The organism is Lacticaseibacillus manihotivorans DSM 13343 = JCM 12514 (genome assembly GCF_001435035.1).
Taxonomy (GTDB): Bacteria; Bacillota; Bacilli; order Lactobacillales; family Lactobacillaceae; genus Lacticaseibacillus; species Lacticaseibacillus manihotivorans.
In genome coordinates, this window is the sequence record NZ_AZEU01000332.1 from 1 (window position 1) to 15,777 (window position 15,777).

Annotated in this window: 13 protein-coding genes; 5 read left to right on the forward strand and 8 right to left on the reverse strand. The window is 49.2% G+C overall.

The annotated features are described in order from the left end of the window. Positions 1 to 78 precede the first annotated feature (78 nt). The 5 genes from FD01_RS15505 to FD01_RS15525 form a co-directional block, all read right to left on the reverse strand. On the reverse strand, positions 79 to 1,365 hold the full coding sequence (locus tag FD01_RS15505) for an MFS transporter (RefSeq protein ID WP_056965268.1): 1,287 nt from the start codon (positions 1,363 to 1,365) through the stop codon (positions 79 to 81). Positions 1,366 to 1,382: 17 nt separating this feature from the next. Then, entirely contained in the window at positions 1,383 to 1,967 is a 585-nt protein-coding gene (gene leuD, locus FD01_RS15510; RefSeq protein ID WP_054717837.1) for a 3-isopropylmalate dehydratase small subunit, read from the reverse strand. A 9-nt stretch (positions 1,968 to 1,976) separates the two neighbouring features. Continuing rightward, the gene (leuC, locus tag FD01_RS15515) at positions 1,977 to 3,350 is read right to left on the reverse strand and encodes a 3-isopropylmalate dehydratase large subunit (RefSeq protein WP_056965270.1); all 1,374 of its coding nucleotides are present in this window, start codon (positions 3,348 to 3,350) and stop codon (positions 1,977 to 1,979) included. 19 nt (positions 3,351 to 3,369) lie between these two features. Continuing rightward, the gene (leuB, locus tag FD01_RS15520) at positions 3,370 to 4,416 is read right to left on the reverse strand and encodes a 3-isopropylmalate dehydrogenase (RefSeq protein ID WP_056965272.1); all 1,047 of its coding nucleotides are present in this window, start codon (positions 4,414 to 4,416) and stop codon (positions 3,370 to 3,372) included. A 347-nt stretch (positions 4,417 to 4,763) separates the two neighbouring features. Then, the gene (locus tag FD01_RS15525; protein WP_056965274.1) at positions 4,764 to 5,600 is read right to left on the reverse strand and encodes a metallophosphoesterase family protein; all 837 of its coding nucleotides are present in this window, start codon (positions 5,598 to 5,600) and stop codon (positions 4,764 to 4,766) included. Between the two features lie 108 nt (positions 5,601 to 5,708). On the opposite strand from FD01_RS15525, the gene FD01_RS15530 reads away from it, so the two are divergent. Continuing rightward, positions 5,709 to 6,494, forward strand: coding sequence for an alpha/beta hydrolase (locus FD01_RS15530; protein WP_056965276.1), 786 nt, complete (start codon positions 5,709 to 5,711; stop codon positions 6,492 to 6,494). Between the two features lie 662 nt (positions 6,495 to 7,156). Here FD01_RS15530 and metF read toward each other — a convergent pair. After that, on the reverse strand, positions 7,157 to 8,032 hold the full coding sequence (gene metF, locus FD01_RS15535; protein WP_054717839.1) for a methylenetetrahydrofolate reductase [NAD(P)H]: 876 nt from the start codon (positions 8,030 to 8,032) through the stop codon (positions 7,157 to 7,159). After that, the gene (metE, locus tag FD01_RS15540; RefSeq protein WP_056965278.1) at positions 8,007 to 10,289 is read right to left on the reverse strand and encodes a 5-methyltetrahydropteroyltriglutamate--homocysteine S-methyltransferase; all 2,283 of its coding nucleotides are present in this window, start codon (positions 10,287 to 10,289) and stop codon (positions 8,007 to 8,009) included. The genes metF and metE overlap by 26 nt, the downstream gene beginning before the upstream one ends. 500 nt (positions 10,290 to 10,789) lie before the next feature. Here metE and FD01_RS15545 point away from each other — a divergent pair, with 500 nt between their 5' ends. The 3 genes from FD01_RS15545 (at position 10,790) to FD01_RS15555 (ending at position 13,763) form a co-directional block, all read left to right on the forward strand. Beyond that, on the forward strand, positions 10,790 to 11,608 hold the full coding sequence (locus tag FD01_RS15545) for an alpha/beta hydrolase (RefSeq protein WP_054717841.1): 819 nt from the start codon (positions 10,790 to 10,792) through the stop codon (positions 11,606 to 11,608). A gap of 606 nt (positions 11,609 to 12,214) precedes the next feature. Beyond that, entirely contained in the window at positions 12,215 to 13,072 is an 858-nt protein-coding gene (locus FD01_RS15550; protein ID WP_156647341.1) for a hypothetical protein, read from the forward strand. A gap of 4 nt (positions 13,073 to 13,076) precedes the next feature. Then, a complete protein-coding gene (locus FD01_RS15555; protein ID WP_054717846.1) occupies positions 13,077 to 13,763 on the forward strand; it encodes a hypothetical protein in 687 nt (228 codons plus the stop codon). Between the two features lie 106 nt (positions 13,764 to 13,869). On the opposite strand, the gene FD01_RS15560 is transcribed toward FD01_RS15555, so the two are convergent. Beyond that, entirely contained in the window at positions 13,870 to 14,307 is a 438-nt protein-coding gene (locus FD01_RS15560; protein ID WP_056965280.1) for a CopY/TcrY family copper transport repressor, read from the reverse strand. Positions 14,308 to 14,526: 219 nt separating this feature from the next. On the opposite strand from FD01_RS15560, the gene fba reads away from it, so the two are divergent. Then, positions 14,527 to 15,408, forward strand: coding sequence for a class II fructose-1,6-bisphosphate aldolase (gene fba / locus FD01_RS15565; protein WP_054717849.1), 882 nt, complete (start codon positions 14,527 to 14,529; stop codon positions 15,406 to 15,408). The last annotated feature ends 369 nt before the right edge of the window (positions 15,409 to 15,777 follow it).

The window sequence follows — 15,777 nt, forward strand, 5'->3', positions numbered from 1 at the left end:
TCAAGAGGCTGCATAACCAAGTTATTTAATTGTCCAACCCAATGGGTTCACATCACATCGAAGTTTTAAAAGGGAAACCTATTTAATTTCTTTGGCCGTCGTTTCAGGACCAAAGAAGCCGACAACCGCCGCGGCAATCAACGCCATCACAGCGATGCCATAGAAGATGGCACTTGGCGCAACTTGCGTGATCGCATATGCGACCGCCGTTGGCATTAAGACGTTTAACAGCTTCGCCACAGCGTTTGCGATCCCAGCACCACGGAAACGGTACTTGGTTTCAAACAGCTCGTTGGTGTAAACCGAAATGACTGAAGCCATCAGCACGTAGAATGTGGTGGTTAACAGCAGGCCATTGATGATGGTGCCGACCGTCGTGGTTTCATAAGCATAAGCGATGCCTAAGATGGCAGTGCAAATGAAAGTGGTGACGATCAGCTTTTTGCGGCCGGTGCGTTCAACTAACACCGTCCCGATAGTGGCACCAATTGGGGCGCCTAACATCATCACCGCAGAAAAGCCGATGGAAGAGAAAATGCTGATGCCTTTTTGAACCAAAAGCGTTGGCACCCATGAAGTAAACGTGTATTGGCAAAGCAGTGCGGCACCGACAGCAACAGAGGCCACAAACACGCCACGGCCAAAGGAGACCTTCACGCGACGTTCGTCTTCATTTTTCTCAGTGACAGGATATGAACCGCGAACATTTAATTCATCGATAATGACTTGCGCTTCTTTGGTGCGACCTTTGGCGATCAACCAGCGTGGAGATTCTGGGAAGTTGTGACGGGCAAACCAAAGGATGATGGCTGCCACACCCATGATGATAAACATGGAACGGAAGCCCAAGTTCGGTACAGCAAAGGTTGCGACCAATAACGTGATCGGCGCGCCGGCATTGGCGACGATGGCGATCATCCCCGACCAAAAACCGCGGCGATTGACTGGCGCAAATTCGTTCACGACGGCATAACCGGTGACGATTTCTGCCCCTAAGCCGATGGCGGCCATGAAGCGACAGGCGATCATCCATTGAATCGAAGGCATAAACGCAGAGATAAACGTGAAGGCCCCAAACAGTAACAAATTAAATTGATAAGAGCGGCGACGACCATAAAAGTCCCCGATATATCCGGCTAACAATGAGCCGATAAACAAACCTAAGAATCCGGCTGATAAGAAATAAGAACCTTGTTGAACGGTGGCAAATTTGTCATTCATCATCGCGGTGTTGATGGCACTGGCCATGTAAACATCCGCTGCATCTAAGAAAATGCCAATGCCAGCTAAGGTGAACACTTTGTAAAACAATGGGGATTCTTTGGCGTAGTTGAGTTGTTGCTCAAGATTGGTAGTGGCTTGCATAGGCAGTTCTCCTTTTTTTAATTAAATACGGGGCGCTTGGCCTCGTAGGCTTTGATTTGATCTTCGTATTGCTCGGTCAAGCTGATGTCATCTTGGCCTTTGAGGAACTTTTCTTTCCACGTGGCGTTAATGTCAAAGTGGAAGGCATGATCGCGGAACTTCACGACTTGTTGTTCCAAATCGATGGTGACTTCCTCATCTGCTTGGCATTCGCGCAAAATCGCGCGATCAGCTTCTGGCAAAATAATCGGCAACAAGCCATTTTTGGTGGCGTTCATGAAGAAAATATCCGAGAAGCCGCCAGCAATCACGGCGCGAAAACCGTAATCCGTCAAGGCCCACACCGCGTGTTCGCGACTGGAGCCGCAGCCGAAGTTGTTGCCAGTGATCAAAATCGTGGCGCCTTGATGCTCCTTTTGGTTCAAGGGGAAATCTTCGACTTGTGAGCCGTCTTCATGGTAGCGCCATGGATAAAAGGCGTTGATGCCAAAGCCGGTGCGCAAAATATTTTTCAAAAATTGTTTCGGGATCAAAATATCCGTGTCGATGTCGTCATTGGGGATCACAATGGCTTTGCTGGTTTCTGTGGTAAATGCTTCCATGTTTGCCTCCTATGCCGTCACGGCTTGTGAAATATCAACGAAGTGGCCGGCCACTGCAGCGGCTGCGACCATTGCCGGGCTGGCTAAGTGCGTCCGGGCACCTGCGCCTTGCCGGCCTTCAAAGTTACGGTTTGATGTTGACGCACAATGTTTGCCGGCTGGCACTTTATCTGGGTTCATCGCCAAACATGCCGAACAGCCTGGTTCACGCCATTCACACCCGGCGTCGATAAACGTTTGGGCGATGCCTTCATCCATACAACGATTGCGCACTGCTCGTGAACCTGGCACTACCCAAGCGGTGATGTTTGGCGCAATGTGTTTGCCTTTCATGAATTCAGCGGCAGTTTTGAGATCTTCATAACGCCCGTTGGTACATGACCCGATGAAGATATAATCCAATGGAATTTCACTAGCGGTCATCCCTGGATGTAAGCCGATGTAGTCGTAAGCTTTTTGATCATCGGCGTCTTGAATTTCAGGTAATGGTTCGCGTACAGAAGTGGCCATCCCAGGGTTTGTCCCCCAGGTGATCATCGGCGCGAGTTCGGAAACATCGAATTCGATCACTTTGTCATAGTCGGCGACGTCATCGGTTTTGTACTTTTTCCAATAAGCGATCGCCTTGGCCATATCTTTTGGCGCGTATTCCCGGCCAGCCACATAATCGTAAGTTTTGGCATCTGGGGCGACCATCCCAGTTTTAGAGCCGCCTTCGATACACATGTTGCAAATGGTCATGCGCCCTTCCATCGACATGTCGTCAATGGTGTCGCCGAAGAATTCCATCGCATACCCTTGACCAAACGCCACGCCGTATTTGCCGATCAAGCCCATGATGATATCTTTGGGGAAAACGTTGTGTGGCAGCTTGCCCGTGACGTGCACGCCCATGGCTTTGGGCTTAGTTTGCCAAATGGTTTGCGTGGCCATCACGTGTTCCACTTCACTGGTGCCGATGCCAAAAGCCAATGCGCCAAACGCCCCATGCGTTGACGTGTGCGAATCGCCACAGACAATGGTTTTGCCTGGTTGTGTCAACCCGCGTTCAGGGCCGACCACATGGACAATACCTTGGCGGGAATCCCCGATTTTAGCTAAGGTGATGCCAAATTCTTTGCAGTTTTTTTCAAGGGTGTCGATTTGGGCTTTGGCGATGGTATCTTGAATGTTAAAAATGTTTTCCGTTGGGACATCGTGATCCATCGTCCCAAAAGTCAGATCTGGGCGGCGCACTTTGCGATGATTCATGCGTAAGCCTTCAAACGCCTGAGGAGACGTCACTTCATGGATCAATTGCAAATCGATGTACAGCAATTGTGGTTCACCGGGTTTGCCTGCTACTACATGATCTTGCCAAAGTTTGTCAAACATTGTCGTCATTTCAGTCGTCTTCTTTCTATTAAATACGTGCGATGATCGCGTCAGTTACTTCATCGGTAGTTGCCGAACCGCCAAGATCTGGGGTAGTGATACCGGCTGCGATCACTTGGTCGCAAGCTTGTTCGATGGCTTCAGCGATGTCAGGTTGGTTGAAGGAGTATTGCATCATCATCGCCACACTTTTGACCATTGCGATCGGATCTGCGATGCCCTTGCCAGCGATATCTGGTGCCGAGCCGTGAATCGGTTCATACAAGTTCGGCCCAGCTGCGCCTGCAGACATGGAAGGGATCGTCCCGATCGAGCCGGTGATTTGTGCGGCTTCATCCGATAAAATGTCGCCGAACAAGTTGGCGGTGATAATCACATCAAACGCAGTCGGCTGGGTCATGATCGCCATGGTGGTGGCATCGATATACCGGTAGTCAACAGTCACTTTTGGGTAGCGCTTAGAGACACGCTCAGCTGTTTTCCGCCAGAATTTCGAGGTGGCCAACACATTGGATTTATCGACGATGGTCACATGTTGCTTGCGCTGCATCGCCATATCAAAACCGGTGACCATGATGCGTTCCACTTCATCTTTGGAATAATACATGGTATCGATGGCGTGATCTTCTGCGAGTTCACGTGGTTTGCCAAAATACGCACCTGAGGTCAATTCCCTGGCGATGACAAAATCGGTGCCGCGCACGATCTCTGGCTTAATCGGTGAATCATCGACTTGGCTTTCGCTGATCTTAGTGGGGCGAATATTGGCATATAACCCAAGCGCTTGGCGAATCGCGAGCAAGCCGGCTTCTGGACGCTTTGGGGCGGCATCCCATTTCGGCCCGCCGATTGCAGAAAGCAAAATCGCGTCAGCTTGCTTTGCCCCGTCGATCGTGCTTTGTGGCAACGGATCGCCGCATTTGTCGATGGCCTCCCCGCCGAATGGATAAGCTGTGGTTTCATACGCAAAGTCGAATTTCTTGGCGGTGTGTGCCAACACTTTTTCTGCTGAGGCCATGATTTCTGGGCCAATATAGTCGCCTGCTAGGATCGCAATTTGATGTGCCAATGTCATTCCTCCTGATTTTTGAATAAAAAAATTCGACTAGCGCTGGTCTGAAAAGACCTCAGCTAGTCGAATTCATCAACTAGCCACCGGATTCGTCGGTGGCCAGCATGCAAACTGGGCACCGACTAAATCAACACGTCGATGCTCAACAACAAGGTTGCCAGAATTTGATTTTGTTTGTGATTTTGCATTGCGTTTGTCATCCTGACAACCTCCTATGAATTAAGTATGAGATTATACTAATCTTCTCTCATAATTCTGTCAACAATTTTTCAGAAATTAATGCAATTCACATTAATTAGTTGTTCACAACTATCCTGGCACAAAAAAGGCCGAACGAGTCGGCCTACGCTTTAATGTTTATGATAATACCGCGCCACGCGATCCACATAATCATGCGCCGCGTTGACTTGCGCCAATAAATCCCGATCATGCGTGATAGTCGAACCAGACTCACGTAAAAATGCATATTGTGAGGAATACGGCACGTGGCGTTGTTGCGCCAGTGCGATTTCTTTTTGGCGATCGTACTCGACTTTGCGGAAGCTCACATCCACGCGCCCAAAGTCATCGATTTCAAGCAAGGCATAATGGGCCCGCTGATCGGCAAAAAACTTCGGCCATAAACTGTAAGGCTGCCCCACCGCCCCGGGATTGATGATCAACTGTCCGCGGCTAGTGGTGCGCATCACTTGTTGATGAGTGTGCCCATATACTGCGATATCCAAATCAGCGGTCATCATGTCATCGAAATTTTGTTGCGGTTGCGCCGGATACAACGAACGGCCCATATCTCGATCAGGCAAGTTGTGGCTGGCTTGAATTTTGACGCCGTTGACAGTTTGCACCGTGCTGATCGGGTGCGCGGCCATTTGCGACATCACCGCACTGGACACATGCTCATTGAGATAAGCACTTAATGTCGCCAAATAAATCGCCCCAGGATCATCCAATTCAAAATGCCCGGACAACATCGCTAAAATAGCATCTTCCCAATTGCCGCGCAACCACACTTGGGGATGCAAGGCGGCGAGTTTTTGCCATAAGTCATCCGTACCAGGTCCTGGCAAAAATAAATCGCCTAAAAACCAAAAGCTGGTGGCGTGATTTTTTTGCGCATCTTGAATCACCGCGTCAAACGCTGACACGTTGCCGTGAATATCTGCTAATAAGGCAATGGTTTGTTTCATCGTATTCACCTCACGCCTATATTGTACCTGCGATGCTTCAAATTTGCCAAATTTAGTCGCGGTGCTATATTGACGTTAGCAGTGACTAAATTTAATCGGAGGCCCGTTATGGCACAACAATTAAACCTTTACTACGATGACATCCATCAGCTCGCTTTAGACCTTTACGCTCCGCGCGGCGCTGCCAAAGCTGGTATCATCATGATCCATGGTGGCGGCTGGTTTCGCGGCGACAAGCGCAAAGAAGCCGACTGGGCCAAGCGCCTCAATGATCGCGACTTCTTCGTGATCGCGCCAAACTATCGCGAAAATACTGCCGGACATTGGCCTGCACCGCTTGTTGATATGGATCGCTTGTGGACTTGGATTCAAAAACGGGACTTGCCGTTTAACAAGCGTGCGATCGCAGCAGTCGGCGGCAGTGCTGGTGGTAATATGGCAGTGGAAATGGCGATCAAATACGGGATCCCCGCCGTCAGCCTCAGTGGCATTTTAGACATTGCTGATTGGTTAAGCCAGCACAATGACGTCGTGGCAGTGCAAGGTGACACGGAAAACTTTGCCACAGCCGCATCGCGCACGATCAACCAAGACGGTGTGAATAACAGCTTCTACAAATGGTTTATCACCCAATATCTCCCGCATCCCAGCGATTATGTCGCCGCCACGCCAGCATATCATGTGACCGACACCACTGGCCCGATGTATTTGGCCAACTCGTTGAATGAATTCGTTCCGACCAGCGGCGTGGCGCGCTTATCCCAAGCTTTAGGCGATGCCGGGATTCCTCACGCGACACGCATGCTTGCTGGCACGGCGCATGGTGAAGGCTATTTAGATCAAGTCTTTGAATCCACGACGTTGTTTTTGAATCGCAGTTTGCATTTGCTGTGAGACCTCTATCGGGCGTCGGTGATTGGAAATTGGGACTCCAGCTGGCTCGCCGCTACATAGTGAGGGTCCTCGGGGAAGCTAACTTGATTCACTCGCTACGCTCCTGAACCAAGTGGATCTTCCCCTGCGGCTTTCCGTAAGTGGTGAACCACTAACGGAAATCTCACTATGCATCGACGGCCAGCTTCCGTCTCAAGCTCAAATCATCTGCGCGAAGTCAGACCCACTGGTACCTGATGACCACAAATCACATGATGCAATATTAAGTCAACATTCACATAACAAGTGGCGTCGCAGCGTGGCCGTGCATGATCTGTGAGCCATTGATATCTGAAGAGAAAATTTGTGGGTGGAAGCGCCGAGGCAGAACGGAGGAAAGCTGGACAATTGCCTGTGGCAGTGAAATCAAGTGAGACGCCGGTTTTTGTCGGCTCGCGCAGATTTCACCGGCAGATTTTGAAACAAAGTGGTTTTCTTTGGTTCTAAATCTAGGCAAAAGAACATCGGCCTGGGTTTGGCCGATTTCTGGCGCCGGCCGCACTGGCAACTTGTCCAGTTTTCCGCAGTGGCGCCAAGGCGCTACACCCACAAATTTTCGTGCCGCTAGGCAATTTGGTATAACGAACAAAAAAGTCAGGACGATTTTTGTCCTGACTTACTTGTTATGCGCGTACTAGAGAGCGGGTGGCTTGCACGATTCGGGCGGCAACGGTGGGATTATCCATCGTGTAAATGTGAATGCCGTCAACGCCGTGAACTAAAAGATCGATGATTTGGTCGATCGCATAAGCGATACCCGCATCGCGCATCGCGATCGGATTGCCTTCATACCGCGCCATCATGGCGGTGAACTTTTCTGGCAAGCTGACGCCGCTCATTTCAGCCATGCGTTGAATCTGATGTTGGTTGAGCACTGGCATGATCCCGGCTTCGATCGGCACCGTGATACCAGCGGCGCGACATTTTGCCACAAAATCATAGAAGACTTGATTGTCGAAAAACAGTTGCGAGATCAATTGATTGGCGCCAGCGTCAACTTTCAACTTCAAATGCGCGATGTCGGCATTGAGGTCGGAGGCTTCTGGGTGGCATTCCGGATAACACGCACCGATCACGTTGAAGTCATGCCCTGACGCGCAAATGTGGGCGACTAAGTCATTGGCATGGACAAAATCATTGGCGACGCGGCCGCTTTTGGGAATATCGCCGCGCAACGCCAAAATGTTTTGAATGCCATGCGTCGCAAATTGGTCCAATAATTCATCGACTTCAGCACCAGTCAGCTGACTGGCTGGGAGATGAGCGACGGGTTCAATGCCGTATTCACTTTTGATCAGGCTGGCGATTTCAAGGGTTCCCGCTTGGCGCTTAGACCCACCTGCCCCAAACGTCACGGACACAAAGTCTGGATCGAGTTGGCTCAAGGCATCCATGGTGCCATAGATCCGCGAAAAATCGATCGACGGGGATTTTTGGCGCGGCGGGAAAACTTCAAATGAAATCACTTGGTGTTTATTGAATAGTTGATTGACTTTCATGGCGTTCCTTTCGTACCAGGCGCGTCGCTTCAGCCATGTTCTTCAAGCTGGCGATGGTTTCTGGTTCTTCGCGCGTCTTCAAGCCGCAATCTGGGTTGATCCAAACATGATCTTCTGGGATCCGAGCCAAAATTTTGTGAATGGTTGAAACGATTTCGTCAACGGATGGTACCCGCGGTGAGTGAATATCGTAAACACCAGGGCCGACATGGGTTTCAAAATGCGTATCATGCAGCACATCCAACAAGGTCAAATCTGCCCGGGAAGCTTCAAACGAAATCACGTCTGCATCCAGCGCATCGATGGCCCCGATGATGTCTTGGAATTCGGAATAGCACATATGCGTGTGGATCTGAGTCGTTGGCTGCACTTTGGCTGCGGTCAAGCGGAAAGCTGGCACAGCCCAGTCCAAATACTTGGAATACCAGTCTTTTTTGCGCAGTGGTAAGTTTTCGCGCAAGGCTGGTTCGTCGATTTGAATGACCTTGATGCCGTGTTTTTCCAGATCCAAGACTTCATCTGCTAAAGCCAAGGCGATTTGTTCCGTCGATAACTTCGCTGGCACATCAGCGCGTGGGAATGACCAGTTCAAAATGGTCACCGGCCCAGTCAGCATGCCTTTAACCACGTGATCCGTTTGCGATTGCGCATAAACGGTTTCCGCCACAGTGATCGGATGCGTCCGAGAAACGTCACCCCAAATGATCGGCGGCTTCACGCCGCGAGTGCCGTAAGATTGCACCCAGCCATTTTCCGTGAAGCGGAAGCCTGCGAAGTTTTCCCCGAAGTATTCGACCATGTCATTGCGTTCAAATTCCCCGTGGACTAACACGTCTAAGCCGAGGTCTTCTTGGATCTTCAACCAGCGGCGCACTTCGGCGTGATTGAACTCGGTGTATTGTTGTTCGGTGATTTCGCCTTTGCGCAATTGGGCGCGGTTTTTGCGGACGGCAGCGGTTTGTGGGAATGAGCCGATAGTGGTCAATGGCAAGGGTGGCAAGTTCAACACTTTCGCTTGTTGGGCTAAACGTTCTGCACGCTTTGGCAAACGGGTATAGTCTTCAGGCTTTAAGGCCGCGATTTTGGCATTTAATGCGGCGTTTTCTTCGTAGCGTGGGGTCGCGAACAAGGCTTGGTTCTTTTGATAAGCTGGGGCATCGACACCAGCTTCGCGGATCGCATCAAGATCAGCGAGTTCTTGGAGCTTTTCTTGGGCAAACGCTAAATATTGCAGTTCTTTAGGCGCAATTTTAGTTTCGTTTTGCGTGGTGTATGGCACGTGCAGCAAGGAAGTTGAGGTGCTTAACACCGCTTCTTTAGGCAGTTGTTGCAACAAGGCCAAAGCTTGTTTGTAGTTGGTGCGCCAAATGTTTTTCCCATTGATCACACCAGCAAACAAGGTTTTATCTGCAGGAAAGCCATATTCGCTCAAACTTTGTAAGTTGGCATCGCGGCCTTCGTTGAAATCTAAGCCTAAACCGTCAAAGTCTAAGGCCAATAACGTGGTGTAAGAATCGCGGACGTCACCGAAATAAGTTTGCGCAAGGACCTTCAAGTCACCTTTAGCCGCCAAAATCGGTTGATACAATTGCTTAAACAACGCCAAATCTTCTGCGCTTTGATCGTAAACCAAAGCGGGCTCGTCGATTTGGATCCATTCAGCACCAAGATCTGCTAACTGATTTAAAATTTCGGTGTAGGCTTTGATCAAGTCATCGACAAAATCGGAAGTTTTTTTGCCATCTAATAACCGGCTCAAACGCAACAAGGTGTATGGGCCAACCAAGGTCGGGCGCGCGTTGATGCCTTGGGCTTTGGCTTCTTTGAATTGATCAAACAATTGCCAGTCGCCGACTTTGATTTGCGTGTCAGCGTCAAATTCTGGGGTCAAATAATGGTAGTTGGTGTTGAACCATTTTTTCATCGGCAAGGCTTTGACATCACCGGTTTCACCTTGATAACCGCGCGCTAAGGCGAAGTATTCATCTAAGTCGTTCAAGCCCAGATCTTGGTAACGTTTAGGCACGATGTTGAGCAATTTGGCGGTGTCTAGCGTGGTATCAAAAAACGAAAAGTCGCCAGTTGGAATTTGATCGATCCCTGCTTGTTGGATGGTGTTCCAGTTCTTGGCACGAAGCTGCTGTGCCGTGGTTTGCAGTTCGGCTTGGGTGATTTGATGCTTGAAATACTTTTGTGTGGCAAATTTTAATTCACGATGTTCCCCGATACGTGGATACCCGATAATGGTTTTGGTCATGTTGAAACTCCTCCTCATAATCACTGGAAATAAAAAAGCGCCGCACTCGACGCCTGCAAGACGTCAAGGACAGCGATGCTGTGGTACCACCTTGATTCGTGTCGCGCTCACACCCGACACCTCATGAAGTCCGATCAGACTCCGGCGCGATAATGGGCGCACCCATGACACTTTCACCAAGGCTCAAATGTCGCGAACCACAAAGACCATCTTCACCGCTGTGCGTTTGCCGCCTTACACCCAATGGCGGCTCTCTGTTGAAACACACGAATCGGTTACTCATCTTCTCATCGCTTCTTTATGTTGAACTCATCATAACCACATCGGCATAACGTGTCAACGAATTAGGCATCGTCTTTTCCTATCACGGAGTATAGTTAAAACCTATAATGTCATTTTCTGATTTCACTTTGAAAAGTTTAAGCTTGCGCTGCGCACGATTTTCATGCCGACGCTTGCTGTAAAATAAAGGCAGAACGGTTTATTTTGGAGGTGGGCACATGCGGCGACGACTTTTTTTCATTCTCAGTTTTGCGTTGGTGGTGATCGGTTTTTCGCCACTACATACCACACAAGCCAGCACAATCACCCAACCGGTGACGCTTTACGTGCATGGCCATCACGGCAATATTCGCTCAATGCGCCCTTTAATGTTAGCCGCGCAACGCGACGCCAATGCCACACCAGCTTTGATCGCCATCGTCAAGTCTGATGGTGAAGTCTCCTTTATGGGCCGGTTGACTTCGCAAATGCATCATCCGATGGTGCAAGTCGTGTTTGAAGATACGCGCACCGTAGATTTTCATCGGCTGCGCATGTATTTGCATCAAGTGATGATCGGCTTAAAGGATCGCTATCACGTGCAGTCGGTGAACTTTGTCGCCCACTCACTGGGCAACACCGCTGTCGAATGGTATTTACTGCGCTTCGGTAAAGATCCAAACCTCCCACGGGTGTTAAAATGGGCCGCGATTGCTGGGCCTTTTGACAGTATTCCGCGCATGCACATGCAACCGCGCCACAATCACTTGGATCCCGATGGGCAACCGCATTTAATGGCGCCGGATTATCGCATGGCGTATTTCCGGCGTGACCGGTTTCCCCGCTTGGCCGTGTTAAATATTTACGGCGACTTAATGGATGGTTCGCATTCTGATGGAAAAATTTTGAACGCCTCGAGCCGGGCGCTGGGCTATTTACTTGAAGGGCGGACGACGAGTTATCAAGAATTGCGCTTCACCGGACCAGATGCCCAACATACCAAGCTGCGAGATAATCCGCGAGTCGCTGCTGCCGTCGATAATTTCTTATGGCCATAATGAAAAAGCCGCCACGCAATGAGCAAAATTGCGTGGCGGTTATTTTGATTTCGGCGCAAAAGCACAACAAATCCACGAAACAGTTACCTATTTCGTGGACTTGCGGCTTTAACGCCGATTTGATTACGTGCTTGCAGTTCTCAATGTATCAAGGACGTTTCTGCGGGCCTTGGCTTCTTGGACCTCAACCACTTTGATCGCTAAACAGCTCTGCATTGCCTTTCGCAAACAGGCTTGCCCTTGCTTCCCATGTCACCATGAGGATCGTGCACCCAGCAGTTACTTGGTATGAGTCCAATCCGGACCCTTCTATGCCGGCACTCTGAAACCAGAGATCCAGTGGAGCTGAACCGTTAAGCCCAGTCGCTGTGGGATCGTCTCTGCAGTTTAGCGGGCTCTGCCGCCCGTCGCGAAGTGGTACGATCGACCTGCGCTAAGTCGAACACTCCTCCTGATTTTTAGTATACGCTTACACGTTTACTAAAGTCAAGTACTATTAATTACTTTTGAGCGCTAGAAATTTTTTCTTTTTGGTTTTTGGTGCTTCAAATTTGTCAGATCATCCCTCAGCCTTCAAAATTTGGCTTGGAGGTGAACGCCGTGTTAATGAAAAGTCTCAGAGGGTTTCAAATCCGAGCACTCACTGCTGGCGCGCAACGATTGGTATTTATGTTACCTAATGACCGCTTTCGAACTTACGACGTCGTTATTTTAGGGGTCACCAATTTCGCACGTGCTGGTAAATATGAAAACTTGGGTTGGCCACCGCAAACACTGTTCGCTGCATATAATTCCGTCTTCACGAAAAGCTCAGGCGCTCTAGGGTATGCCAAACCGGTCGCGATGCGAGGACATCTCATGCGCGTACATTTGGTGAAAAGTCCACAAGACCGTGAGTTTGCGATGCGCAATCGCCAACAATTAGTCGCAAGCATGCTCAAACTTTTTAAACGCTGGCTGGCCAGTACTGACCATCCCCAAACTGACGATTGGCCTAAAGTGATCCGCACCTTGACTCACGCACTACAAGCTTATGGCAATCACAAATTAACCCTAGATGCGCTGTTGCAACAGTTCCAAAAGCAATTCACCCAAACTGGTCAACATCGTAATCACTGCGCCAAAACGTTTACCCAACAAGCCAAAGAGATCGCGTTGCGCTTTGATCAAAAATTAGATGCCCGCTTACCCATCACCTACTTGCTGGTCGATGTGCAAAACGTCACCCATTTTCTGTACCGCGATGAACGCGACATCTTATTTAACACCGACGCAGAAGACACCGCCCATCGCAAAGCCGGCGACTTCAACCGCTTCATGTTTGATCGCGTCGAACTGCAAAAAGCCGAATTTGCAAGGCGCGGCATGCCATTTTACGACCCGACTTGGTTGGCTGATCAACGTGCGCGCCATCAGCCGGTGTGGGAGCTGTCACAACTCGACGCTTATCATTTAGGAGGATGATCGCATGCAAGGCGAAATTAACGGCCCGATCCTGGGCATCGACACCATCACCACGATCAAAGGCACGAAATCGGCAGTGGTCCGCGTCATGAAGATCCACATCGACGCAGAAAATATCGACTGGGCGCAAACCCCCGAGCCAAATCCTGACATTGCCATGGTTGCCTTCAGCCAACTGTTCTACTTACCACTAGAACTCGGCACCCGCGTCACGATTTCCGGTCCGGTGCAACTGCGCCAAGCCTTACCACCAAGTGCCGAAAAACAGCTGCAAGCACAAGTGCAAAAAGCCAATAATCGCCTGAAACAAACCTTGCGACAATGGCTCAAGCGCAATCACTATGACGCCTTGAGTACGGAAATCAACACTTTACTGGCGCGATTTTTAAGCGAACAGCTGAACTTGAAAGATTTTTATCAGGAATTACAAACGGTGCTGCTTGATTCAGACGAAAATCCGACGCCGCATATCGATAAACTCCGTCACGCGATGCATCCTCTGCTTGAGTCACGTTGGCAGTTGACGCGCGATGCGCCAACCGCGTTGTGGTTTGAGCAAGCGGAGAATATTGAGATGCAAGACTCACTGGAAGAAACCGACGACGGACCTCTTGGAGTGATCAGGCTGGATCAAGGCTCGCTGGAAGAAAAATGGGCGCAATGGCTGGCGAAGATGAAAGCAACGAAATAAAGTCGTCTAAAAATCCCCTGATAAAATCAGGTAGACCATTTTGATTTCAACGCCATTTAAAAACGAGGCCATCGCAATGACCTCGTTGTCTTACAATTTTAAATTTTTAGCAGCAACCGTCGTCATTACCCGGTGGCAGACAGTCACAAGTCACCATACTAGGTGCGTTGTCGAGTTTGGTTTGGACCACTTGTTGCAAGCTTTCCAGATCCGCTTGGGTCATGGTAGTCGCTTGCACTAAGTTGACCAGCGTTTGGCCTTTTTTCATCGCGCATAAGTGTGCGAATAATTCTTGGACAGTTTCATCCATCGCTGAGCGCTCATCTACAGTGGCAGAATAAGTGAACCGGCGCCCGTCTTTGCTCACATTCAGCAGGCCTTTTTTGACTAAACGGCCGAGCAACGTTTTGATCGTGGATTCAGACCAATCACGTTTTTGCTGAAGCAAAGTGATCAAATCACGGCTGTGGACGTCCCCTTTAGTCCACACGATACGCATCAGATCCCATTCTGCTGGGGTAATGTCGTTGATCCTTGGTGTCATGTTTCTCCTCCTATACCAATTGGTACCTGATTATTTTACCATGATGCTCCAATGCGTGCTGAAATTTCTTTTTTTCAAAAGTTTTTGCATAAGTAAGCGTTAACACTCAAGTCTAGCAGTGTCAACCATTAACTGCAAAATCTCCTGACACAATTGAATAAACTATGTTAGAATAAAAGGGTAAAAAAATAAGTTTTCATTCTTTAGGAGGAACTATACATGCCATTAGTACACGGCACTGAATTGTTTCAAGCTGCTCGCAAGGGTCACTACGCTATCGGTGCGTTCAACACCAACAACCTTGAATGGACCCGTGCCATTCTTAAAGGCGCACAAGAACTGAACGTTCCAGTTCTTATCCAAACTTCCATGGGCGCTGCTAAGTACATGGGCGGCTACGAACTTTGCAAGCAACTGATCGAAGCAACGGTTAAGTCCATGGCGATCACTGTCCCAGTTGTTATTCACCTTGACCATGGTAACTACGAAGCTGCCAAGGAAGCTATTGCTGCTGGTTACAACTCCGTTATGTTCGATGGCCACGACTTGCCTTTCGAAGAAAACGTTGCTAAGACTAAGGAAATCGTTGCTTTAGCACATGCTAAAGGCATTTCCGTCGAAGCTGAAGTTGGTTCTATCGGTGGTGAAGAAGACGGTGTTGTCGGCGAAGGCGAATTAGCATCTGTTGAAGAAGCTAAGACTTTAGCTGCAACTGGCATCGACTTCTTAGCTGCTGGTATCGGTAACATCCACGGCCAATATCCTGCTAACTGGAAGGGCCTGCACTTCGACCGTCTCCAAGAAATTGCTGACGCTGTTGAATTACCTCTTGTCTTGCACGGTGGCTCCGGCATCCCTCAAGACCAAGTTGAAAAGGCTATCCACATGGGTATCTCCAAACTCAACATCAACACTGAATGCCAATTGGCCTTTGCTAAAGCTACTCGTGAATACATCGAAGCCGGCAAAGACAAGCAAGGTAAAGGCTACGATCCTCGTAAGCTCCTTGCACCTGGTACTCAAGCTATCACAGATACTTTCGAAGAAATCTGTGGCTGGATGGGCACTAAGCCTGTTAAGTTGGTTCCTGAAGAAATCTAATTTAACAAGTGCAAATGAAAACACCGATCAGCTTAGGCTGGCCGGTGTTTTTTGTGGCCTAAAGTGAGTGTAGTGTATGTCAAAACCGCGTCAAATAGACATCTTGACCCAAGCAATTAGCTACGGATTTGCATGTTTTTCAACTTTTTGGAGTGCGGATGGAGCGCGAGTGATCGTATGACATCCCCATGAAACAGGTGGTAGCCGTCCCATTATGAGGCGGCTATTTTTTTGCGATTTAATTTGCTTCATAAGCAGTTATCTGGGCATTTAAGAATGAGGTTGGATGTATATGCTGGACTTGGCAATTTTTATTTTTACCCGCGTTTTACAATCAAGTTAGCCACTATCGTTAGCACTCAGACAAAA

Bases quoted from the DNA above. Each gene is read 5' to 3' on its own strand.
- FD01_RS15505 (WP_056965268.1), bottom strand. From the start codon at position 1,365: ATGCAAGCCACTACCAATCTTGAGCAACAACTCAACTACGCCAAAGAA.
- leuD (WP_054717837.1), bottom strand. From the start codon at position 1,967: ATGGAAGCATTTACCACAGAAACCAGCAAAGCCATTGTGATCCCCAAT.
- leuC (WP_056965270.1), bottom strand. From the start codon at position 3,350: ATGACGACAATGTTTGACAAACTTTGGCAAGATCATGTAGTAGCAGGC.
- leuB (WP_056965272.1), bottom strand. From the start codon at position 4,416: ATGACATTGGCACATCAAATTGCGATCCTAGCAGGCGACTATATTGGC.
- FD01_RS15525 (WP_056965274.1), bottom strand. From the start codon at position 5,600: ATGAAACAAACCATTGCCTTATTAGCAGATATTCACGGCAACGTGTCA.
- FD01_RS15530 (WP_056965276.1), top strand. From the start codon at position 5,709: ATGGCACAACAATTAAACCTTTACTACGATGACATCCATCAGCTCGCT.
- metF (WP_054717839.1), bottom strand. From the start codon at position 8,032: ATGAAAGTCAATCAACTATTCAATAAACACCAAGTGATTTCATTTGAA.
- metE (WP_056965278.1), bottom strand. From the start codon at position 10,289: ATGACCAAAACCATTATCGGGTATCCACGTATCGGGGAACATCGTGAA.
- FD01_RS15545 (WP_054717841.1), top strand. From the start codon at position 10,790: ATGCGGCGACGACTTTTTTTCATTCTCAGTTTTGCGTTGGTGGTGATC.
- FD01_RS15550 (WP_156647341.1), top strand. From the start codon at position 12,215: ATGAAAAGTCTCAGAGGGTTTCAAATCCGAGCACTCACTGCTGGCGCG.
- FD01_RS15555 (WP_054717846.1), top strand. From the start codon at position 13,077: ATGCAAGGCGAAATTAACGGCCCGATCCTGGGCATCGACACCATCACC.
- FD01_RS15560 (WP_056965280.1), bottom strand. From the start codon at position 14,307: ATGACACCAAGGATCAACGACATTACCCCAGCAGAATGGGATCTGATG.
- fba (WP_054717849.1), top strand. From the start codon at position 14,527: ATGCCATTAGTACACGGCACTGAATTGTTTCAAGCTGCTCGCAAGGGT.